Origin of the sequence: Proteus sp. G2669 (assembly GCF_009915245.1) — a bacterium.
Taxonomy (GTDB): Bacteria; Pseudomonadota; Gammaproteobacteria; order Enterobacterales; family Enterobacteriaceae; genus Proteus.
The window spans coordinates 147,317-169,400 of the sequence record NZ_JAABLX010000041.1; the positions used below are offsets into that span (position 1 = coordinate 147,317).

The following is a 22,084-nucleotide window of genomic DNA, read 5'->3' on the forward strand; positions in this document are numbered from 1 at the left end:
ATTATCAACAAAAGAGAAGTTGTTATAAGCAATTAAATATCTTCATTTTAGAAGAGGTGAATTTTCTACTAACTTCAATAGTGTAACGGGTAATAAATTCCTTTTATCCATTTCACAAAATAGATATGAAGTGGATTTATCATTGAATTCTTACTCTACCAACGCCAATCCAGCTAACTTACGCCAATAGCCATTACAGTCATGATGATGAACTGTCGTCAGTGGTTGTTGGCCTTGTTCATTTTGGCGAAATTGTTGCAAGGTATCAAAAATAGCGTCAGATTCAGGAGATAAACGGATAATATCCACTAAACCTGCCATTGATGCTTGATCGTTACCCAAGTTATAACAATAGCCACTTTGTGTTTGAATACCATTGAGCACAAATACTTGCTGATTTTCTTGAGATAATACTTCACGGCCTTGAGGGTATTTTTGGCAACAAGTTTCACAATCATCTTTAGAGCGATTTTCAGAACGGGCAGTAAAACAACGCGCTGAATAAGCTAAAGGAAGATGCCCGTAAGCCAAAACTTCGACTTCAAATTTATTCCGAATACCCAATGTTTCACATTGGTTTAGAAGGTTACTTAGCCATTCGCGAGAAAGTTCTACAGGCATACACCAACGTATCATTCCTTGTTTATGCAATAAACGTAGCGCATAAGCGTTGTAGCAATTTAGTCCGTGACCCGCAATAAAAGGAAGATTACGCTCATAAAGCATATTGATGACGCCAAAATCATGCGCTTCAACTAGAAATTCACCGTTATCAACCAGCTTAGTAATTTCTTTCAATTCAGAAGGTGCTTGTAATAACGCTAAGGTAGAAAGAACCACTTGTTTACCACTTTTAGCAACTTCTTTGGCAAGATTAATCCAATCTTGAGGTTTAGTTTCTCGGCGTTTACTGCAAACTGTTTCGCCTAAATAGATAATATCAGCATCACATTGTTTTGTTTTTTCATAGAACGCTTCAAGTGCTCCTTTTTGCCAATAATAAAGTACAGAGCCTAATGCATATTTCATTTTCTTATCCTTATTATTGCCATTTACGGTGATAAGCACCCAATGTTGTTTGTGTTCCTTCTGAAATTTTACCTAATGCATTCATCCAGCGAGGATCAGTGCTAAAGCCTTGGGGATCTTTTTTACATTGATCAATTGCCGTTCTCCAAACTCTTGCAACTTCAGTGACATAAGCAGGGCTACGCTGGCGACCTTCAATTTTGACAGAGGCAATATTCATTGCCATTAATTCAGGTAATAGGGAAAGGGTATTTAAGCTAGTTGGCTCTTCTAATGCATGATAACAATGGTCATCAACAAAATAGCGCCCCTTACACAGTGTTGGGTAGCCCGCATTTTCATCAGGCGCATAGCGATCTATCAGGACATCATTAAGGCGAGATTCCATTCCTTGTGGTGTTTGTTGCCAACGTACAAAACGTGCAGGAGAGCAAGCACCTACGGTATTGGGTGATTCACCGGTTAAGTAGGAAGAAAGATAGCATCGACCTTCAGCCATAATGCATAAGCTACCAAAGGCAAAAACTTCTAAAGGTACTGGGCTAGTTTGTGCTAACTGTTTTACTTGATGAATAGATAGAACTCGAGGAAGAACGATACGAGCCACATCGAAGTTACGCTGATAAAATTCAATCGCTTGTGTATTGGTTGCAGAGGCTTGCACTGAAACATGGCGCTCAATATTAGGATAACGCTCTGCGGCGTACTCTAACATGGCGATATCTGCCAAAATCAGCGCATCAGCACCTAAAGATGCTGCCATATCAACCGCTTTTTGCCAGCGTTCAAACCCATCAGGGTGAGCAAAGGTGTTTATTGCAATATGCAATTTTCGCTGGTGGCGGTGAACATAATTAACCGCTTCTTGTAACTTCTTTTCTGTGAAATTCAAACCTGCAAAATGTCTTGCATTCGTATCATCTTTTAAGCCGATATAAACGGCGTCCGCACCATTATCTATGGCTGCTTTTAAGGCAGGCAAATTACCCGCAGGGCACAGCAATTCCATCTTCACTTCCCTTTAGAAATTAAGAATGATCAGAAATTGTAATGAGTAAGATAAAAAAAGGTTTTGATTTAAGGCAGAGAAGTTTGTTTTTTACTTAAGTAAAATCAAAGAACTCAAAAAGCGAACAATGGATTAACAGAATATTGATATAGGATCGCAGAATATCTGTTCATTTCTGGCACAATAGCCCCTAAATTTATTTATAGGAGTCCGAACGTGTTTAACAAAATTCGTGCCCATTTGGTAAAAGAAGGGCCTCGTTTTTTACGCTACCCTTTACAAGTTACCCCATTTGCTTTGCAACGCGATATTTTAGAACAGTTTTTAAGTTGGCAGTTTCGTGAATCCCTTGCGGAAGGTGATCTACACTTTTTAGAAGATAAATGGCTAAAAGTTGAGATAAGAGACTTACATTTACAGTGGTTTATCAGTGTTTGTGATGATAAATTAGTGGTTAGTCGCTTAGAAAAAGAAGATGTCAGCTTTAGTGGTAATGCTAATGATCTTATTTTAATTGCAGCTCGCAAAGAAGATCCTGACACCTTATTTTTCCAACGCCGTCTACAAATTGAGGGTGATACAGAACTCGGGTTATATGTTAAGAACCTGATGGATGCAATTGAATTAGACTCAATGCCATCTGTGTTGCGTTTTGGTTTATTACAACTGGCTGAGTTTGTAAAAAGTGGACTTCAAGAAGAAACTGAAGACAAAATGCACAGCCATGAACTGAGCTCAACTTCATGCTAATACGTGTTGAAATTCCTGTTGATATTCCTGCTATTGATAGCCTTTTACGCCAAGTGTTTCCGACAAGCTCTGAAGCTGATTTAGTCGGACATTTACGTGAAGAAGGTCTATTAACATTAGGTATGGTGGCTATTAGCGATGAAGGCCAATTAGTTGGCTATATCGGTTTTACACCAGTTGATGTTGATGGAATAGATTGTCAGTGGGTTGGTCTTGCGCCACTTGCTGTTGCACCAGAGTTCCAAAACCAAGGTATTGGACGCCAACTGATTAATGAAGGGCTAGATAGCCTAAATGAATTTGGTTACGGTGCGGTTGTGGTGTTGGGAGAGCCTGAGTATTATCAAAAATCAGGTTTTATTCCTGCTAAATCTCAAGGTTTGCATTGCAAATGGCCTGATACAGAAGAGGCTTTTCAGCTTTATGCGTTAGAAAATGGCAATGTTGATGATATCCATGGTTTAGTCAACTATTCGCCATTGTTTGACCAATTTAGCTAAATTTATTTGTCCTGTATTAAATACAGTGCAATGTCTGAAGGCTGGTCTGTGATCAGCTTTTCTTTTTGCGTCTTTTTCAATTGTTTTAATTGGTATTCAAGTTGAGAAGCACGCTGTCTATCGCCAACCTGACAATGAAACTCTAATAATAGAGGGCCTTTACCTTTCAGTGCCTTAGCACCAGTTCCATTCTGATGTTGTTGAAAACGCCTCTCAACATTTGTCGTGATCCCTGTATAAAGAGAACCAAGACGATTTCTAACAATATAGAGTGACCACATTGTGTCAGCCATCATTTTTTCCTTTTCGTGCTACTTTTTCTTTTGATAAATAATATTTCTTAGTTTTTTAAGTGAGTAATTTAAGGTATGTCAAAAATAAATCTATTAAGTATATCAATATGTTGTGAAATATTTGTGACAATAAAATTTATTATTTAAAAAATGACATTCAATTTTTTTGAAAGTGAACAGCAATTATTGCTAATTTTAAAGTTAAACTAAAGCGCATAATATGATCCACGTCACAGAGACACACTCCGCGATACCTAACAAAATTAGAATTAAATTGGAGTTTATTATGAAAAAATCTACATTAATCGCTGCAATATTAGCTTTAAGTGCTATTTCATTCGGTTCAATCGCATCTGATAGCGTATCAAAAAGCCCTTCTGTTAATGGTGAGTATATCACAATCACAGGCAGTGATACTTTAGATGGCTTAACCGCTAAAATTGCTCAAATCGCAAAAGATGAAGGGGCAAAAGGCTTTAAAGTTGTTGGCGCAACTGGTGAAGATTACCTCACTGTAAATGCTGAAATTTATCGTTAATTTTGACTATTTTTGATAAATAATCTGTAATAAGAGACACGCGGTAAGACGCTCGTTTTGATGATATAATTATCATCTAAACAGCGTCTCTTTTTGTTTCTATGCAGGTATATTATGTCTTCATTAGACTCGATCAAAATAATTAAACAATATATACGTGATAACCATGTGTTTACCTTATGTACAACATGTTCGTTGGGTGATGTTTGGTGTGCTAATTGTTTTTATTGGTTCGATGAAAGTCAGATGAGGCTTGTTTTTCTTTCAGAAAAAAAGACTCGTCATGCTCAGATGATGCAGGAAAATTTATTAGTTGCAGGGAGTATTAGCACACAAGAAATTGTAGTATCCAATTTACAAGGCATCCAATTTACTGGGGCTGTTTCTTTGCTAGCAGGTAAGGATGACTTCAATGCAAGAAAACATTATTGCTTACGTTTTCCTGTCGCATTAGCCGCCATCCATGTACCTTTATGGGAATTACAATTGCAAGAAATTAAGATGGTGAATAATCAATTGGGGTTCGGGACTAAGCTTTATTGGCTACGTAATTAAGCTTCTTATTTTCTTAACTTCTTATTATTCCCAAAAATAATGACTTTTTTGTTCCCATCCTTTTAAAGACATACAAGAGGTGTAGAAGGTTTTTCTGTCTTCTTGATTAATGTCTTCAACATAACTTTCTGTCATTGGTACACGTTCTGTGTAGGTTTTTTTATCCCCACAGTGATCTTTATCATCTTTACGACATGTTTTTTGTACATCACGATAAACAGTACGTTGTAGCACTTCTTTGCGAATAGGGTAGCGAGTATTAGCATCAAGTTCACAAAGCATTTTAGCTTCTTGTAATGTGTAATCTGATGCACCTTTAGGTTCCCAAGTGCTGCTACAACCAGAAAGTAAAACTATTGAAAAAAAAGGCAAAAGTGCTATTTTCATATCAAATATCATCATAAAAAGAATAGTGAAGAGCGTTAATAATAAAACAAAACTAATCACTTTGACTATCATTTTTGAAAATGATTCGCATTTGATAACGGAGGTGATTAAATGAGAATGGTGAAAGAAAAAAAGCTCATTATAAATGAGCTTCTAGATATTAATTCAACTTATGAATAACCTGATTACTACTACCACGCCATAGTAATGCGGGATCATAAAGTTCTTGTACGAACTTCCCATCAATTAGCACGTTAATATAGCTAACCACTTCTTGTTGCTCTGGTGTCAAGTCTGCCAGTAAATAACCAGTCCAAACCCAAATATCTTTTTCAGGACATTCCGCTTTAACTCGTTTTACCAAGTGCAAAATTGTAGATAAATTTTGCGGATGTAAAGGATCACCTCCTGAAAGTGATAATCCTTGTCGTTTAATACGACTATCTTGAAGATCAGCAATAATCTGATCTTCCATCTCTTGAGTAAACGGCTTGCCAGACGTTAACGACCACGTTGATTTGTTATAACAACCTCGGCATTGGTGTATGCACCCTGCAACAAACAGGGTGCAACGAGTACCAGGGCCATTGACAACATCAACAGGGTAATATTGATGGTAATTCACTTTCTTAACCTAACTGACCATTTGCCAGATGTTTCACACGACGTTTAACTTCTTCTTGTTTACCCGCATTAAATGGACGTGAATCTGGGCTACCTAAATATCCACATACACGGCGAATAACAGAAACTCTCGCTGGGTTGTGATTACCACAACGTGGGCAAGTAAAACCTTTGCTAGTGCAAGAGAATTCACCGGTATAACCACAGTCATAACATTCATCAATCGGAGTGTTTGTTCCGTAATAAGGAACGCGGGTATAGCTGTAATCCCACACATCTTCTAATGCTTTAAGGTTATGTTGTAAGTTTGGATATTCGCCATAGCAAATGAAACCACCATTGGCTAATGGAGGATAAGGTGCTTCAAAATCTAGTTTGTCGTATGGATTTACTTTTTTCTCAACATCTAAGTGGAAGCTATTGGTGTAATAACCTTTATCCGTTACACCCGGCAAAATACCGAACTCAGCTGCATCTAAACGACAGAAGCGATCACATAAGTTTTCACTTGGTGTGCTGTAAAGGCTAAAGCCATAACCTGTTTCTGCTTTCCACTGGTCTGTTGCTTCACGCAGACGATTGATAATCGCTACTGCTTTTTCTCTTAAGGTTTCATCATCAAAAACATGTGTTTGAGTACCAAACAACGCATTAATGGTTTCATGAACACCGATATAGCCTAATGAGATTGATGCTCTGCCATTTTTAAAGATTTCGGCTACATTATCATCTGCTTTTAAGCGAACACCACAAGCACCTTCCATATAAAGGATTGGGGCAACACGCGCTTTGACGTTTTCTAAACGAGCAATACGAGTCATCAGTGCTTTTTTCGCTAATTCGAGGCGATCATCGAGCAGTGACCAGAATGTCGCTTCATCACCTTGAGCTTCAATTGCAATACGCGGTAAGTTTAGGCTGATAACACCGAGGTTATTACGACCTTCATGGATCATCTCACCATTTTCTTCGTAAACACCTAAGAAGCTACGACAACCCATTGGGGTTTTAAATGATCCTGTTACTTTAACCACTTGATCGTAATTTAAGATATCTGGATACATGCGTTTACTTGCACATTCAAGCGCAAGTTGTTTGATATCGTAATTAGGATCACCGAACTTATGGTTTAAGCCATCTTTAATGGCAAAAACAAGTTTAGGGAAAACAGCTGTTTTACGGTTTTTGCCTAAACCCGCCATACGATTTTCAAGGATAGAACGTTGAATTAGACGCGCTTCTTTTGACGTACCAAGGCCAAAGCCGAAAGTGACAAATGGCGTTTGTCCATTAGCGGTATGCAGTGTATTAACTTCATACTCTAAAGATTGGAATGCGTCGTAACACTCTTTTTCAGTGCGCGCATTGGCATAGGCTTCTTTATCAGCAATCTGCCACTCTTGCGCTACTTTATAGTGTTTGTCATAACTTGATTTTACAAACGGCGCTAATACTTCATCGATACGATTTATCGTTGTACCACCATAAATATGGCTTGCTACTTGTGCGATAATTTGTGCAGTTACTGCTGTTGCTGTTGAAATAGATTTAGGCGGTTCTATTTCTGCATTTCCCATTTTAAAACCATTGTTTAACATGCCTTTAAGGTCAATTAGCATACAGTTAAACATAGGAAAAAACGGTGAATAATCGAGATCATGATAATGAATTTCACCACGCTCATGAGCGAGTACCACATCTCTTGGCAGGATATGCAATTTTGCGTAATGTTTAGCCACAATACCCGCAAGTAAATCACGTTGGGTAGGGATAACTTTACTGTCTTTATTCGCATTTTCATGAAGAATAGAGACATCACTTTGTTCGATAAGACCTCGGATTTCCTGAGTTAATCTTCCACGTTGCTCACGGGCAACATCTCGGTCATGACGGTATTCAATGTAGGCTCTGGCGACATCTTTATGCTCACCAGCCATCAGCTGATTTTCTACGGCGTCTTGGATCTCACGGATATCGACATTCGAACGTCCTGCGAGAGATTGTGAAACGGATTGCGCGATAGAATCGCAATAATCATCATCAGTGATCTCACAAGCTACGGCGGCTCTTTTGATAGCATCGCTGATGCGGGTTTGGTCAAAAGAGACTTTACATCCGTCTCGTTTTATCACTATGGTTTTCACAATCTTGCTCCTTAACTATTTATCCACAGGCTCAAATCCCATAAAAACAGGTGATGGCACAGCATTCAGGCTTATTGTGGATAAGATGTGTATAATTACTATATGTTGTATGTCGGTATGTATTAAAGCACAATATATAGTAATTGAAAGGGAAATAATCTTCATTAAAACTGATCTAAATCAAGGTATTTTTGCTACATCAGGCATCAAGAGGGGTTAGCTGAATTGTAAATATGTGCCAAAAACAGAAGTGATAAATTATTATCAAAAAATGAGAGCATAAAAAAAGCAAAGTGCTCATAAAGAGACCTTTGCTTTTTTATGACCTATTTTTGAAATGAAATTAACGGATAGCAATAACTTCGATTTCTACTTTTGCATCTTTTGGTAAACGAGCAACTTCAACACAAGAACGAGCTGGGAATGCTGCATTATGCTCTTTAAAGAAAGCTTCATAAGCGGCATTAATGGTACCAAAATCATTTAAATCTTTTACGAAAACAGTGGTTTTGATGATATTAGCAACAGTTAAACCCGCTTTTTCAATAATTGCTTTTACGTTTTCTAAAGATTGACGAGCTTGTTCTGCGGCATTATCAGAAACAAATTCACCTGTAGCTGGATCAACAGGTAATTGGCCTGAAGTGATCACTAAATTACCTAAATCAACGCCTTGTACATAAGGGCCAATTGCTGCAGGGGCTTTATCGGTATTAATTTCGTAAGACATGTAGAACTCCTGTTTTTATAAGATTAAGGCTAACGCTTGATTAGCACGGCGCTATTATAGCCAGCGCTGTAAGTTAGCAATATGACAGATATCAGGCTTTATCATAAAGTCTGTGAGTATAAAAAGAAAATAAACTCATGCAATTACCCTTTATTAACGCCTGCTTTTATCAGTATATATCCGATTATTAGAGAACTTTTTTTCACAAAAAGAGGTTTATGTATAAATTCTATTTTTTACAAATCTCCTCTTTATGATTTTAAGGGGTAATTATTCTATAATAGAAAGATATCGTGCTTTTTTATGATCTTTTTATCTGTGAATTACTGATGTACGATTAAAAATAATCACAGCGGGCACTTATGACACAATTCAATTCACTTTCAAGCATCACCGCTTTTGTTGCAACAGCTCAAACAGGTAGCTTTACTGAAGCTGCATCTCGTTTAGGAGTAACCAAATCAGCCGTTGGGAAAAGTGTGACTCGGTTAGAAGAGCATTTAGGTATTAATCTACTATTAAGAACAACACGACGTTTAACGTTGACCTCTGAAGGTGAGTATTATTTACAGCAGTGCCAAATAGCACTTTCTATTCTTGAACAAGCTAATAATCAAGTTCAAGAAAATCAGTCGGTATTAACAGGAAAAATTCGTCTGGATTTACCGTCTGCTTTTGGTCGTAAATGTATTATGCCTGTTTTAATGACATTAATGGATAAGCAACCTCAGCTTAAGATGAGCATTTCATTTAGTGAGCGCTATATTGATATGCATGAAGAGAGCGTGGATTTAGTCGTTCGTATCGGACATTTGCCTGATAGTAGCAATGTTGTTGCTCGACAACTGACAACACAAAAACTGGTTCTCTGTGCTTCTCCGATTTATCTGCAAAAACATGGCATTCCTAAAGAAATTGAAGCGTTATCAGACCATCGTTGTATTGTTGGATTTCGCCAAGAAGCCCCTTTTTATTGGATGCTAAAAGAAGCTGATACCTTCCGCCAGTATATTCCCACTCCTTTTTATGAACTTGCTGATGGTGATGCAATGCTTGACGCGGTGAGCCATGGCTATGGTATTGCTCAACTTCCGTTATGGATGATTGGGGATCTGCTTAAAGGAGGGCAATTACAGCGTATATTGATAAAAACAGAAGGGTATCAATCTCCTATCAATATGATGTGGCATAAAGGGCAAAAAGTGCCACCTAAAACACGTTATATAGCAGATGCATTGCTTCAGGTGGCAAAAGAAGGTGGGTTTGATGAGTAGAGAGTTATTGCTGATAAACTATTTTACCATTTGGTGATTGCAATCGTACTCGTAACCAAATAGTACTCAATGCAAGCAGTGAAAAAAGTATACCTACCCAAATTATCATTTGTAATTCAAAATGTTGAATTACCCAAGCCCCTACCATCGAACCTACGGTTATCCCTAAATTAGAAAAGGCGATATAAAGACTATTTGCAAATTCAGGGGCTGCTTTTGCATCTCTCATTAACCATGTTTGAGAAATAATTAATCCTGATGTATGTAGTATCCCCCAAAAAATAATCAATGGGATCATAGCAAGCGCCTGAGAACCGCTTAACCAGATAAATAAGTAGATAAAACAGAACAAGATTGGGTAAGTTATTGTTGTTTTAACGACATTTCGCTGTAAATAGTGACTAAAAATAAAATTACCAAAATAACCACTCACACCAAATACAATCAGTAATGTACTGGTTATATTGTTTGAAAACCCAGTGATATTCACTAAAAAATCAGCAATATAGCTAAATCCAGCAAACATGGCTGAAAAGATAAGTGTCACAGTAGCAATACTTAACCAAACCGTTGGTTTTGTTAATACTTTTAGTTGATCACTAATCTTAAGAGGTGCCGTGACTTTAATTGAAGGCACAAAAAACACAATACCAATAAAAGCGATAACACTGGTGATAGCGCCAAACCAAAATGCCATATTTAATGACCAAGTTTCAGCAATAAAAGCACTAAGTGGCATACCTAAAACCATTCCCACCGCAACACCAGAAAAAACAATAGCAACGCCATGAGTGGATTTTTCTACTGGTACTGAATTTGCGGCTACCATCAGTGCTATTGCGAAAAATAGCGCATGGGTAAATGCAGGCAAAATACGAAATAGCAAAATAACGTGATATTGATGTGTTAATGCATAAACAGTATTGGAAATAATAAATAAAGCCATTATGACTAACAGTACCGTTTTACGATTAAATCGCCCAAATAAAAGTGTAATAGTAGGACCTGTTATTGCGACAACAATAGCGTAGATACTGACTAAAAAGCCCACTTGTGGTGCAGTGATATTCATCTGTTCGACAAGTTGTGGTAGCAATCCAATCACCGCAACTTCGGTTGTGATCACACCAAAAACAGCAAGTGATAATGTTAAGAGTAATAAGCGAGTTTTTGTTTGCATAAGTCTATCCGCAGAAGGCGAAAATTCGTCTCTGTCAAAGTAATTAAGTAAATGATTTAGCGGATATATCCTGACTTTATGGTGACAAAAAATGAGGGAAAACAGAAGGTCTACTTTGGTGATTCTAAGTAGAGAAAATATCTACAATAAGTACAAATTGGTATTTTATTGTATTAATAATAAAAAAACTATCTGCCCTTGCGAGCAGATAGTTAAAAGAATTAACGAATAACCGCGTGGCGTTCGAACTCTTTTTCACAGTACTTGCAGGTTAATACAACATCTGAGGCCAGTTTTTTGACACGGAAACTACTTTGCACTGGCTCGTTATGGCTAATACAGTTGCTATTAGGACAAGGCACCACATCTTCAAGCAATTCTGGCAAGCTTAATGCCATCTTATTAACGACTTGATAATCATCAATAATGTTGACGGTTGCTTGTGGTGCATACATCGCTAATCGGTTTGCTTGCTCTGAGGTTAAAAAGACATTTTCGATTTTTATTAAGTCTTTTTTACCTAAATTTTCTGAAGGTAAATTAAAACCTACGGTTATTCTTTCATCCGTTTCAGTTAAACGGAACAGTGAAAGAATTTTAAAGCCCACCTGCGCTGGAATATGATCAATAACAGTCCCACGTTTGATAGCTTCAACTTTTAGTTTGTGATCATGTGTCATGGTGTGCTCCTTATTAAAGAACTAAGTTTTTATTCAGAACTAAGGCAAGTAATGCCTGACGTGCGTAGATACCATTTCCAGCTTGTTGGAAATAATAAGCGTAAGGTGTTTTATCTACATCTGTCGTGATTTCATCGATACGTGGCAGTGGGTGTAAGATCTTAAGGTTATCTTTCACATTCACTAAATCAGCGCTAGTTAAAACAAACTGTGCTTTCACATTTGCATATTCAGAAGGATCTAAACGTTCTTTTTGTACGCGTGTCATGTAGAGAATATCTAGCTCTGGCATCACTTCATCGACTGTTTCATGTTGGCTATATTCAACACCATTTTCTTCCAGCAAGTGAAGAATATGCTCTGGCATGGCGAGCACTTTAGGGGCGATAAAATAGAGATGATTACCTTTAAATTTCGCTAATGCTTGTGCCAGAGAATGTACTGTTCTGCCATATTTTAAGTCACCGACCATTGCGATATTGAGATTATCTAAGCGGCCTTGTGTTTCTTGAATGGTAAATAAATCCAGCAAAGTCTGTGTTGGATGCTGATTTGCACCATCACCCGCATTGAGTACTGGAATATCGCCCGCAAACTCAGAGGCTAAACGTGCTGCACCTTCTTGAGGATGGCGAATAACAATGGCGTCAGCATAAGTGCGAAGAACCGAAATGGTATCCGCTAATGTTTCACCTTTTTTACCCAGTGAAGTGTTGCTTCCATCAGAAAAACCGACAACTGATGCACCTAGGCGGTGGATAGCTGTCTCAAATGATAAGCGAGTACGTGTTGATGCTTCAAAAAAGCAGCTCGCAATCACTTTGTCTTTCAACAATTCGTTATTAGGTTGCTGTTTTAATTTATCAGCAACGCGAAGAACAGCTTCCAAATCTTCCCTGTCCAGATCATTGATGGAGATAATATGCTTTTGGTAGAGCGGATTAGTCATTAGAGTTCTCCTTTAGCGATGAATTGTGCGATGAATGGTTTTTTATAGGCCAAAAAAAACCCCTCCATAAGAGGGGTTTTAAAAAATTGGGCTATTGGAAAAAAGTGAATGCGCTTGCGACCGGTTAAGGTGCGATTTTTTTTAACACATTGGAATAGGCGCTGTTTCATCTTTCCTCCTGACAAATTGTGGCGCATTATACGCATCTTAGATTTACACGCAAGCGTTTGCTTTTGTTTTTTTCTAAAAATTTTTTTTTGATTTAAAAATCAATAAGCTTGAGATAAAACGAAGAAAACACCTATTTTTTCTCGATTAAAAAATAGGTGTTTTGCATGATTATGTATTTCAGAACGGATTGGCAAGGGTTGCGACCATCACGGCTTTTATGGTGTGAAGACGGTTCTCTGCTTCATCAAATACAATACTGTGTTTTGATTCGAACACCTCATCAGTGACTTCAAAACCACCATATAGATTAAACTCTTTAGCTAATGCTTTACCCATTGTGGTTTCTTCATCATGAAAAGCGGGTAAACAGTGAAGGAATTTGACGTCTGGGTTTCCTGTTAATTTCACAACGTTCATATTGACCTGATAAGGCTTCAGTAACGCAATACGCTCTTTCCAAACTTCTTTTGGTTCGCCCATAGAAACCCATACATCAGTGTAAAGAAAATCTGCATTTTTAACACCTTCAGCCACATTTTCAGTGAGTGTGATTTTTCCGCCATTTTTGTTGGCAATATCTTGGCATTGAGCCACTAAACCTGCTTCAGGCCAACATGCTTTAGGCGCAACTAAACGTAAATCCATACCTGTTAACGCAGCCGCTTCCAGCATAGTATTTCCCATGTTATTACGAGCGTCACCAAGGTAAGCAAATACGGTTTCCGATAACGGCTTGGTTTGATGTTCTGTGATGGTCAATAAGTCTGCTAACAGTTGAGTTGGGTGAAATTCATTGGTTAAACCATTCCAAACAGGTACACCTGAATATTGAGCAAGTGCATCTACCGTCTTTTGCCCGTAACCCCGGTACTGAATTCCATCATACATACGGCCTAATACTCTCGCGGTATCTTTTATCGATTCTTTATGTCCAATTTGGCTTCCGCCCCCTAGATAAGTCACTCTTGCACCTTGATCAAATGCAGCAACTTCAAAGGCACAACGAGTACGTGTTGAATCTTTTTCAAAAATCAGTGCGATGTTTTTTCCAGTAAGATACTGAGTTTCTTGACCTGATTTTTTGGCTTTTTTTAATTGTGCTGACAATGTAAGTAGTTGTTGAATTTCAGCAGGTGAAAAATCCAGTAAACGTAAGAATGATTTCTGATAAAAAGGGTTCATAGAGTGATATCCTGTTATTGAATTTATATTCAATTTATATCAATAAATATTCATCATCAACCCCTAAAGGAAAACTTTTAATTTAGACAGTCTGCGATAAGCGCATCATATTAGGTATGGAGTGTTGATTCGCCCTGTGGGAGAATGAACAAGATACCTTTTCAGACTATTGCGGAGCATGATTATGGCGGACAGCAAAGAGTTAGCAGAACAACGTGAAGAAACACGTCTTATTATTGAAGAATTACTGGAAGATGGCAGTGATCCTGATGCACTGTATGCCATTGAGCACCATATTTCTTGTGAAAACTTCGAAACACTAGAAAAAGCAGCCGTTGAAGTATTTAAATTAGGTTATGAAGTGACTGAACCTGAAGAAATCGAAGTCGAATCAGGTGAAATTTTAGTTTGTTTTGATGCTGTGAGTGAAAGTGGTTTAAATGCTGAGCTTATTGATGCTCAAGTTGAACAGTTAATGAATTTAGCTGAAAAAATGGGTGTTTATTACGATGGTTGGGGAACTTACTTTGAAGATCCTGACGCTGAGTATGATGATGAAGACGGTGAAGACGAAGACGACGAAGATGAAGAGTCTGATAAGTCATCACGCTTACATTAATTTTTGCTAAATGTTGTCCCTTTGTGCCTGATTTATCAGTGCAAAATAATAGCACCAGCCACAAAATTATTGCTTTGTGACTGGTGTTATTGGTTTTAAGGGGAGAGCGATTAATCCATCACACCAAATTTACCATTGTCATAATCATTAAAAGCTTGTTGTAACTCTTCTTGCGTGTTCATCACAAAAGGCCCTTGTCCTACAATCGGCTCATTAATTGGCTCACCGGTTAAAATTAAAACAATGGTGTCACCCATTGATTCTAATGTGAGCGTATCACCATGATTATCTAACATCACCATATCGTGCTGACGTGCAATTTCACTGTCATTGATATGTACAGCACCTTTCACCACAAACAGCATTGCATTATGACCTTCAGGAATACTGTAATGTGAAACACCTGCGCGATTTAAACGTAGATCCCACACATTCAGCGGCGAGTAGGTCATTGCCACACCTTGTGTGTTGGCATAATTACCTGCAATCACTCTGACATAACCTTGGTTATCCGGTAATTCAACATGAGGGATATCCTCTGCTTTCAGCGCCTGATAACGAGGCTGTGTCATTTTGTACGCTGTTGGCAGATTCACCCAAAGTTGCACCATTTCCAATACACCGCCTTCTTTGGTCATTTTTTCAGAGTGATACTCTTTATGCAAAATACCAGAAGCAGCTGTCATCCATTGCACATCACCTGCGGTAATCGTTCCTGCGTGACCTTTAGAGTCATGATGAGAAACTTCACCTTGATAGGCGATTGTTACGGTTTCAAATCCACGATGAGGATGCACTCCTACACCACGGGCATTAGTAACAGGTTTAAACAGTGTTGGCTCGGCATAATCCATCAGCAGAAACGGGCTATGTTTCTCACCATTTTCCTGATAGGAAAATAAGGTGCTGACTGGAAAGCCATTACCTACCCAGTGTGAATTTGGCGCCGAATAAATATGATTAATCTGTCTGATAGTCATGATTGTTCTCCGAGTTAAGGAAAGAAACCGCAATAACCAAGACACAGAAGGAGGTAATACAGATTATTGCGATTTCTTAATGAGGCTGATCATAAAGTGTTCGCGTGATGAACAAAATAGGGGGAATTTGTTGATGGTGTTCAAAAAAAATGAATGAATTTATAAAAAGTAAATAGAGATATTGACTGAGTAGATATATTGGTGGTGAGAACTTTCGCTCTTTTCGTATTTATCATACTCTTGTTTTGAGACCAGACTGGATATGTCGAAAACAGGCAACATAGAATTTAATTATTCATTCTTTTTATTAAATGGTTATTTAAGAAATTAATTCGTAACTGAATATCGGTATAACCTAATTGATAGGCTCTTGTATATAATTCGATGGATTTTTCATAATTTTGAGGTACCCCAAGGCCTTCTTCATACATTAGACCAAGGTTAATTAGCCCTCCGATTTCGTCTTGTTCAGTGGCATCTTGATAAAATTTAACTGCTTTATTGATATCACGTTTTACACCAAAACCATGTTGATATAGTAATCCCATTGAATTCATTGCGGCGGGATCACCTTTTTTGATCGCTTCTTGATAATATATTATCGCTTCATCATATTTTTCCAGATTGCCATACAGTATTCCCAATCGTGTAATGGCAAGATAATTATCAGCTTGAATAGCAGCTTTATACCAGTGTTCCGCTAATTCCATATTTTTTTCAACACCAAATCCATCAAAATATAAATCGCCTAAACTCATCATAGCCTTACCTGAATTATTATCGGTAATTGCTTTTTCAAACATCTCTTTTGCTTTTTTATAATTATTATTATATTTGTATAGTATGCCTAAATTATAATTAGCAGATGATGAGCCTAGTTCTATTGCTCTTTGATAAAGTAAAATAGCCTCTTGTTTTTTGCCCTGATCTTCCTTAAGCATTGCCAATTGATTAAATCCATCAGCATCATTTTTATCTGCTAAGAGTTGATAGATTTGTTCCGCTTTCTCTACATTTTTTTCAACTTCGGTACCCGTTTCATAGAAACGTCCAAGTACTAATAATGCTTTATTATCTCCCTGCGTTGCTAATATCTCACATGCGGAGAAGTTCTTTTCTTCGGCAATACATTTAATTTGAGGGGAGGAATAAGCCAATATAGGAATAGATAAAAATAATGTGACGATAATAATCTTGTAGTTTAATGTCATATAAAATTACCTAAAATAGATTTTATTAATGGTTAATTTAATCTATCTTCCATTAAAATGGAAACACTAAGCTCTGATTTCTTATGTTGGTGAGGAGTGCAACTCATAAAAAACGAGTAAAAATATAAGGTATGATAAAACAAAAAACTACATTCTTTCTTAGCAACAATAAGTCAGAATGTAGTTTATTAATGTGTTTATTTCTTAAATCTTATTTGCTTGTGTCGCCACAACCGCCAATGATTTTAGAAATAGAAACTGCTGGGTGCAGTAAGTAGTCGTAGTTACAGTCTTTTTCTTTATTGTATACGCTACCAGTACAACCGGTCATTACGGTAATTACAGAAGCAATAAGTGCAATTTTAACAAAGTTTTTCATGAAAAAATTCCTTTTAAATTTTAGAGTTATAAAAGCCAATGCATGACTTTATCTGCATAAAGATATTAAATTAGCTATAAATAGCAATATAAAAAAATCTCTTTTTTAAAATATAAAATAAGATAAATAATATTTTATTTAAGAGGGGTAATATAATTATCTAGAGTGGAATTAAAAACAATTTAAACTTGTGGTTTTTAATAAAATTTAAGATGAGAATTTCATTAATAATATTTTGATAATAATTAATTAAGAAATTAATTGAGAAAATAAGCATATAAACATACTGTATTTATATCATTTTGATAAACTGGATTTGTGTTAATAGGTGCTATTTATTGCTAATAAAAACCCGCATAAGAAATGCGGGTCAAGTAGAGCTTATTTTATTTATTGTATTACGTAGGGAACAGCAAGAACGCTTAAAGTGGCTTCACCATACGGATCTCACAATCACTATGCCCAGTGTTGCCTAATGCTTCATCAATAAATTCGAATCCTAGTTTTTCGTATAAACCGACAGCCGCTTTTAAGATATCTGTGGTTTCTAAATAGCAACGGCTAAAGCCTTGCTCTTTACCAAATTCAAGAGATTGCAGAACGATTTTTTTCGCAATACCTTTGCCACGCAGTTTGGATGAAAGGTACATTTTTTGTAGTTCACATGTATTGCCATCGCCACCAGCAAGTGGTGCGACACCACCCCCACCAACAACTTCTCCATCCATTTCAACAACCCAGTAAGCACTGCGTGGCTGATGATAAACTTCATAGAGGGTATCTAAAATTGGATCGGCAACCGCAAAGCCTTTATCGGCAGTTAAACCGTGCTCAGCTGAGACTTCACGAATAACGCGAGCAATACTTGCGTTGTCTTTTTCTTCAATGGCTCGAATAACAATATTTGAGGTTATAGCTTGGGTTGCAGTCATAGTTGCACTCATCGTTTTCACTTATTAGTAGAATATTTTTTGATTATTTATTGAGAGAGCACCGGAAAGGAACTTCTTCATTGAAAGTAGCACTGATGGCTACAAAAACTATCTTAATTGATTAAGCGTGTTTGTAAACCGTTAACCCTTTCTCTTTGCTTAATTTCTCCCTTTATTTCTAGCGTTATATTTTAGTGAGTGATTAAATCTAAGTGAAAATAGGGGATGAAATGACGTATTGACGAGAATAGAACCGTGAATAATAAGAAATGAAGTGAAAAATGGTTTTATTTTTTTGCTGAAAGAGACTAAGTAAAAACCCGCGATATACAAAACAACCCCTTGTGAGGGGGGATTTAGTAGAGGGTGATATGGAGTTAATGACAGCGGTTAATGTTTTTAACAAGTTCAATAAGAAAGGTAGAAATATCTTCCTTACCAAAGATTTAGAAATGCTTTTCCCTGATGAGTCTCCGAAAATATTCGACGCAGCCACTAAAACCACTAACAAATTCTGGGGCTTTACTCTTAAAGCAATAACGCGCTATTCCCAATCATTCTCGTGCTCTTCTGATAAGCGTGGTAAAAGTGAGAGAAAAACCTCAATTTTCCGTTCATTCGTCATATTCACAAAATCATCCATCGCAATTTCCACGCTTTGTATTGACTGATCACGGATCGTAAATTTGTACATCAAATGACCAGTCCAGCTTCTGTGAACGAAAACACAGCCATCTTCACTGTATGAGAGCCATTTGTCTTCCATACATGAAGGTCGCCAACCCCGCAAAATATTTTTTTCTTCGCACTCTGAAAGGGCGTAATTCAAATGGTGAACCAGTGGTTCGTTTTCAAAAAACTTTATATTTTTGAGTTTACTTTTGTCTATCACTTAATTTACCTAGCTAAAATGTGGCTGATTGGCTACAAAGAAAAATTAAAAGGCCTGACTCCGGTTGAATGTCGAAATCAGGCCTTACAAGCCGCCGAATTTAAAGTGTCCAACTTTATGAGGTCACTTCAGAACGCGGTTTTTTCATTATCAATCTCAGCGTCTTTAAAGCGATAGTGCTTATAAAGAGGCGATAGAGATTTTCTGTGCGATTAGCTTCTCTTTTGCACTTAAGCATGTCGCTAAGCGTTCACGCTCTTTAGCAACAACCGCTTCTGGCGCACGGCTAACAAAGCCATCGTTAGATAATTTGCTGTCTAAAGTTGTGATATCTTTTTCTACTTTTTCAAGCTCTTTATCTAAACGTGCAAGCTCTGCATCTTTATCGATAAAGCCTGCCATTGGGATCAGCAATTCTGCACCGCTAACCAATTTAGTCACTGATAATGGCGCTTCTTCACCTTCTGCTAATGGACGAATATCAGCTAAACGGCCCATGGCTTTTAAGAAGCCAATATTGTCACTAACACGGCGCTTAGCATTGTCATCCGCACCACGTAAAATAACATCAAGTGGTTTACCCGGAGCAATATTCATTTCAGCACGGATATTACGAACTGCAACAATAACTTCTTTGATCCACTCAAGATCGCTAAGCGCGTGTTCATCTACCAGTGAAGCATCGAACTCAGGGAAAGCTTGTAGCATGATGGTTTCACCTTCAATGCCTTTAACTTCCTTCACTCGTTGCCAAATTGTCTCTGTGATAAATGGAATGATTGGATGAGCAAGACGCAGTAAGCCTTCTAGCACTTCAATCAGAGTATGACGAGCTGCGCGTTTTTGTGCATCATTACCTTTGTGTACCGCAGGTTTTGATAGCTCAAGATACCAGTCACAGAATTGGTTCCAAGTGAACTCATATAAAATACCCGCCGCGATATCGAAACGATAGTTGTCTAACGCTTCACGATAGGCTTTAACGGTATTGTTAAATTCAGCTAAGATCCAACGGTCAGCCAGTGAGAATGTCATCTCACCACCTTGGTAGCCACAATCTTGATCTTCCGTATTCATCAGAACAAAGCGGCTTGCGTTCCACAGCTTGTTACAGAAGTTACGGTAGCCTGATAGACGTTTCATATCCCAGTTAATATCGCGACCTGTTGAAGCTAATGCCGCTAAGGTAAAGCGTAGAGCATCTGTACCGTGTGCTTCAATACCTTCTGGGAACTCTTTGCTAGTACGTTTAGCAATTTTTTCAGCCATTTGTGGCTGCATCATATTACCAGTACGTTTTTCTAACAGGTTCTCTAATGAAATACCGTCAATCATATCCAGAGGATCAAGTACGTTACCTTTGGATTTTGACATTTTCTGGCCTTCTTCATCACGAATAAGACCTGTCATGTAAACCGTATTAAATGGAACTTGCGGTTTACCGTCTTCATCTTTGATAAAGTGCATGGTCATCATGATCATGCGAGCGATCCAGAAGAAAATGATATCGAATCCACTGACTAATACATTCGTTGGATGGAATGTTTTTAGTGCTTCAGTGTTTTCAGGCCAGCCTAATGTTGAGAATGTCCACAGTGCAGATGAGAACCACGTATCCAGTACGTCATCATCTTGGCGTAATGCGACATCAGCGGCGATATTGTTTTCACGACGAACTTCTTCTTCATCACGACCAACATAAACGTTGCCTTGGTTGTCATACCAAGCAGGGATACGGTGACCCCACCACAGTTGACGAGAAATACACCAATCTTGAATATCATTCATCCATGAGAAGTACATGTTTTCGTACTGTTTTGGTACAAATTGGATCTCGCCATTTTTAACAGCTTCAACTGCGGGTTTCGCTAAAGGTGCTGCGCGAACATACCATTGGTCTGTTAGTAAAGGCTCGATAACCACGCCACCACGGTCGCCGTAAGGTACGGTTAAATCGTGAGGTTTGATCTCTTCTAATAAACCTAAACGTTCAAATTCAGCGACCATAGCTTTACGTGCTGCGAAACGTTCCATGCCTTGGTAGGCTTCTGGAATTTCAGTGCTGTAAACGTCAGATTCAACACCATTGGTGTCTAATACTTCTGCGCTAACACGGATATTGCCATCAAAATCCATGATATTAATCATTGGTAATTGATGACGACGTCCAACTTCATAGTCATTAAAGTCGTGAGCAGGGGTGATTTTTACGCAACCCGTGCCTTTTTCCATATCCGCGTGTTCGTCCGCTAAAATAGGAATACGGCGGTTGACGATTGGTAGAATAATTTCTTTACCAATTAAATCTTTATAACGAGGATCTTCTGGGTTAACCGCAACACCAGTATCACCTAACATGGTTTCTGGGCGAGTTGTTGCAACAATGAGGTAATCTTTACCTTCAGCTGTTTTTGCCCCATCCGCTAAAGGATAACGCAGGTGCCACATTGAACCTTTAACTTCACGGTTTTCAACTTCAAGATCAGAAATCGCTGTGTGTAATTTAGGGTCCCAGTTAACAAGGCGTTTACCACGGTAGATAAGATCTTCTTTATGTAAACGCACAAAAGCTTCTTTAACGGCTTTAGATAAACCCTCGTCCATGGTGAAACGTTCACGTTCCCAATCAACAGAGTTACCTAAACGACGCATTTGGTTAGAAATATTGCCACCTGATTCAGCTTTCCATTCCCAAATTTTGTCGATAAACGCATCACGACCATAGTCATGACGATTTTTACCTTCTTCAGCGGCAATTTTACGCTCAACGACCATTTGAGTCGCGATACCCGCATGGTCAGTCCCTGACTGCCATAAGGTGTTTTTACCTTGCATGCGCTGATAACGGATCATGGTATCCATAATGGTCTGCTGGAAAGCATGGCCCATATGTAGGCTACCTGTGACGTTTGGCGGTGGGATCACGATACAGAAGCTTTCTTTTGTTGTATCGCCATTGGCTTTAAAGTAGCCGTTTTTTTCCCAATGCTGATACAGAGGTTGTTCAATCTCTGCTGGATTATATGTTGTGTCGAGCGATGGCTCTTTCGGTGCGGATTTATTTTCCATATTCTTT

Annotated in this window: 24 protein-coding genes; 6 read left to right on the top strand and 18 right to left on the bottom strand. The window is 38.0% G+C overall.

Features of this window, described 5'->3' with window-relative positions; genetic code table 11:
- Positions 1-150: 150 nt before the first annotated feature.
- Both GWI68_RS11165 and GWI68_RS11170 read right to left on the bottom strand, forming a co-directional pair.
- Positions 151-1,029 carry a U32 family peptidase gene (locus tag GWI68_RS11165; RefSeq protein ID WP_166540305.1) on the bottom strand — a complete coding sequence of 293 codons (879 nt, stop codon included), beginning with the start codon at positions 1,027-1,029 and terminating at the stop codon, positions 151-153.
- Between the two features lie 13 nt (positions 1,030-1,042).
- Positions 1,043-2,038: a peptidase U32 family protein gene (locus GWI68_RS11170; RefSeq protein ID WP_109408510.1), complete on the bottom strand. Its 996-nt coding sequence runs from the start codon at positions 2,036-2,038 to the stop codon at positions 1,043-1,045.
- 216 nt (positions 2,039-2,254) lie between these two features.
- On the opposite strand from GWI68_RS11170, the gene GWI68_RS11175 reads away from it, so the two are divergent.
- Together GWI68_RS11175 and GWI68_RS11180 are read left to right on the top strand one after the other, a co-directional pair.
- Positions 2,255-2,788 (top strand): SCP2 domain-containing protein, encoded by a 534-nt coding sequence (locus tag GWI68_RS11175; protein WP_166540306.1) that lies wholly within the window; start codon positions 2,255-2,257, stop codon positions 2,786-2,788.
- Entirely contained in the window at positions 2,782-3,288 is a 507-nt protein-coding gene (locus tag GWI68_RS11180; RefSeq protein ID WP_166540307.1) for an N-acetyltransferase, read from the top strand. Before GWI68_RS11175 ends, GWI68_RS11180 begins: the two co-directional genes overlap by 7 nt.
- A gap of 2 nt (positions 3,289-3,290) precedes the next feature.
- On the opposite strand, the gene GWI68_RS11185 is transcribed toward GWI68_RS11180, so the two are convergent.
- Positions 3,291-3,581: a GIY-YIG nuclease family protein gene (locus tag GWI68_RS11185; protein ID WP_109408513.1), complete on the bottom strand. Its 291-nt coding sequence runs from the start codon at positions 3,579-3,581 to the stop codon at positions 3,291-3,293.
- Between the two features lie 286 nt (positions 3,582-3,867).
- Here GWI68_RS11185 and GWI68_RS11190 point away from each other — a divergent pair, with 286 nt between their 5' ends.
- Positions 3,868-4,119, top strand: a complete 252-nt coding sequence (locus GWI68_RS11190) for a YdgH/BhsA/McbA-like domain containing protein (protein WP_166540308.1) — start codon at positions 3,868-3,870, stop codon at positions 4,117-4,119.
- Between the two features lie 114 nt (positions 4,120-4,233).
- On the top strand, positions 4,234-4,674 hold the full coding sequence (locus GWI68_RS11195; protein WP_166540309.1) for a YhbP family protein: 441 nt from the start codon (positions 4,234-4,236) through the stop codon (positions 4,672-4,674).
- Positions 4,675-4,698: 24 nt separating this feature from the next.
- Here GWI68_RS11195 and GWI68_RS11200 read toward each other — a convergent pair whose 3' ends face one another.
- The 4 genes from GWI68_RS11200 to GWI68_RS11215 all read right to left on the bottom strand — a co-directional run bounded on the left by GWI68_RS11200 (position 4,699) and on the right by GWI68_RS11215 (position 8,559).
- Complete coding sequence (locus GWI68_RS11200; RefSeq protein ID WP_243733345.1) at positions 4,699-5,061, bottom strand: hypothetical protein; 363 nt, start codon at positions 5,059-5,061, stop codon at positions 4,699-4,701.
- A 160-nt stretch (positions 5,062-5,221) separates the two neighbouring features.
- Positions 5,222-5,686 carry an anaerobic ribonucleoside-triphosphate reductase-activating protein gene (gene nrdG / locus GWI68_RS11205; RefSeq protein ID WP_109408516.1) on the bottom strand — a complete coding sequence of 155 codons (465 nt, stop codon included), beginning with the start codon at positions 5,684-5,686 and terminating at the stop codon, positions 5,222-5,224.
- 4 nt (positions 5,687-5,690) lie between these two features.
- Positions 5,691-7,829, bottom strand: a complete 2,139-nt coding sequence (gene nrdD / locus GWI68_RS11210) for an anaerobic ribonucleoside-triphosphate reductase (protein ID WP_166540310.1) — start codon at positions 7,827-7,829, stop codon at positions 5,691-5,693.
- A 343-nt stretch (positions 7,830-8,172) separates the two neighbouring features.
- Positions 8,173-8,559: a RidA family protein gene (locus tag GWI68_RS11215; RefSeq protein WP_006535650.1), complete on the bottom strand. Its 387-nt coding sequence runs from the start codon at positions 8,557-8,559 to the stop codon at positions 8,173-8,175.
- A gap of 362 nt (positions 8,560-8,921) precedes the next feature.
- Here GWI68_RS11215 and GWI68_RS11220 point away from each other — a divergent pair, with 362 nt between their 5' ends.
- Positions 8,922-9,833 carry a LysR family transcriptional regulator gene (locus GWI68_RS11220; RefSeq protein ID WP_166540311.1) on the top strand — a complete coding sequence of 304 codons (912 nt, stop codon included), beginning with the start codon at positions 8,922-8,924 and terminating at the stop codon, positions 9,831-9,833.
- Positions 9,834-9,837: 4 nt separating this feature from the next.
- Here GWI68_RS11220 and GWI68_RS11225 read toward each other — a convergent pair whose 3' ends face one another.
- From GWI68_RS11225 to argF, 5 genes are all read right to left on the bottom strand, one after another.
- Complete coding sequence (locus tag GWI68_RS11225) at positions 9,838-11,013, bottom strand: MFS transporter (RefSeq protein ID WP_166540312.1); 1,176 nt, start codon at positions 11,011-11,013, stop codon at positions 9,838-9,840.
- Between the two features lie 221 nt (positions 11,014-11,234).
- On the bottom strand, positions 11,235-11,693 hold the full coding sequence (gene pyrI, locus GWI68_RS11230) for an aspartate carbamoyltransferase regulatory subunit (RefSeq protein WP_006535648.1): 459 nt from the start codon (positions 11,691-11,693) through the stop codon (positions 11,235-11,237).
- A gap of 13 nt (positions 11,694-11,706) precedes the next feature.
- Complete coding sequence (pyrB, locus tag GWI68_RS11235; protein ID WP_109408521.1) at positions 11,707-12,642, bottom strand: aspartate carbamoyltransferase; 936 nt, start codon at positions 12,640-12,642, stop codon at positions 11,707-11,709.
- Entirely contained in the window at positions 12,642-12,812 is a 171-nt protein-coding gene (locus GWI68_RS11240; protein ID WP_166540238.1) for a hypothetical protein, read from the bottom strand. The genes pyrB and GWI68_RS11240 overlap by 1 nt, the downstream gene beginning before the upstream one ends.
- Positions 12,813-12,990: 178 nt before the next feature.
- Positions 12,991-13,995, bottom strand: coding sequence for an ornithine carbamoyltransferase (gene argF / locus GWI68_RS11245; protein WP_166540313.1), 1,005 nt, complete (start codon positions 13,993-13,995; stop codon positions 12,991-12,993).
- Positions 13,996-14,179: 184 nt separating this feature from the next.
- Between argF and rraB the strand changes: the two genes are divergently transcribed.
- Entirely contained in the window at positions 14,180-14,614 is a 435-nt protein-coding gene (rraB, locus tag GWI68_RS11250; protein WP_109408523.1) for a ribonuclease E inhibitor RraB, read from the top strand.
- Between the two features lie 110 nt (positions 14,615-14,724).
- Here the strand turns inward: rraB and GWI68_RS11255 are convergent, their stop codons facing one another.
- The 6 genes from GWI68_RS11255 to GWI68_RS11280 form a co-directional block, all read right to left on the bottom strand.
- A complete protein-coding gene (locus GWI68_RS11255) occupies positions 14,725-15,594 on the bottom strand; it encodes a pirin family protein (RefSeq protein ID WP_166540314.1) in 870 nt (289 codons plus the stop codon).
- 287 nt (positions 15,595-15,881) lie between these two features.
- Positions 15,882-16,805: a tetratricopeptide repeat protein gene (locus tag GWI68_RS11260; protein WP_166540315.1), complete on the bottom strand. Its 924-nt coding sequence runs from the start codon at positions 16,803-16,805 to the stop codon at positions 15,882-15,884.
- A gap of 211 nt (positions 16,806-17,016) precedes the next feature.
- A complete protein-coding gene (locus tag GWI68_RS11265; RefSeq protein WP_036914671.1) occupies positions 17,017-17,184 on the bottom strand; it encodes a YhfL family protein in 168 nt (55 codons plus the stop codon).
- Positions 17,185-17,606: 422 nt separating this feature from the next.
- Entirely contained in the window at positions 17,607-18,128 is a 522-nt protein-coding gene (locus GWI68_RS11270) for a GNAT family N-acetyltransferase (RefSeq protein WP_243733346.1), read from the bottom strand.
- Positions 18,129-18,660: 532 nt separating this feature from the next.
- On the bottom strand, positions 18,661-19,008 hold the full coding sequence (locus GWI68_RS11275) for a hypothetical protein (RefSeq protein ID WP_227336314.1): 348 nt from the start codon (positions 19,006-19,008) through the stop codon (positions 18,661-18,663).
- A gap of 180 nt (positions 19,009-19,188) precedes the next feature.
- Positions 19,189-22,077, bottom strand: coding sequence for a valine--tRNA ligase (locus GWI68_RS11280; RefSeq protein WP_166540316.1), 2,889 nt, complete (start codon positions 22,075-22,077; stop codon positions 19,189-19,191).
- Between the last annotated feature and the right edge of the window lie 7 nt (positions 22,078-22,084).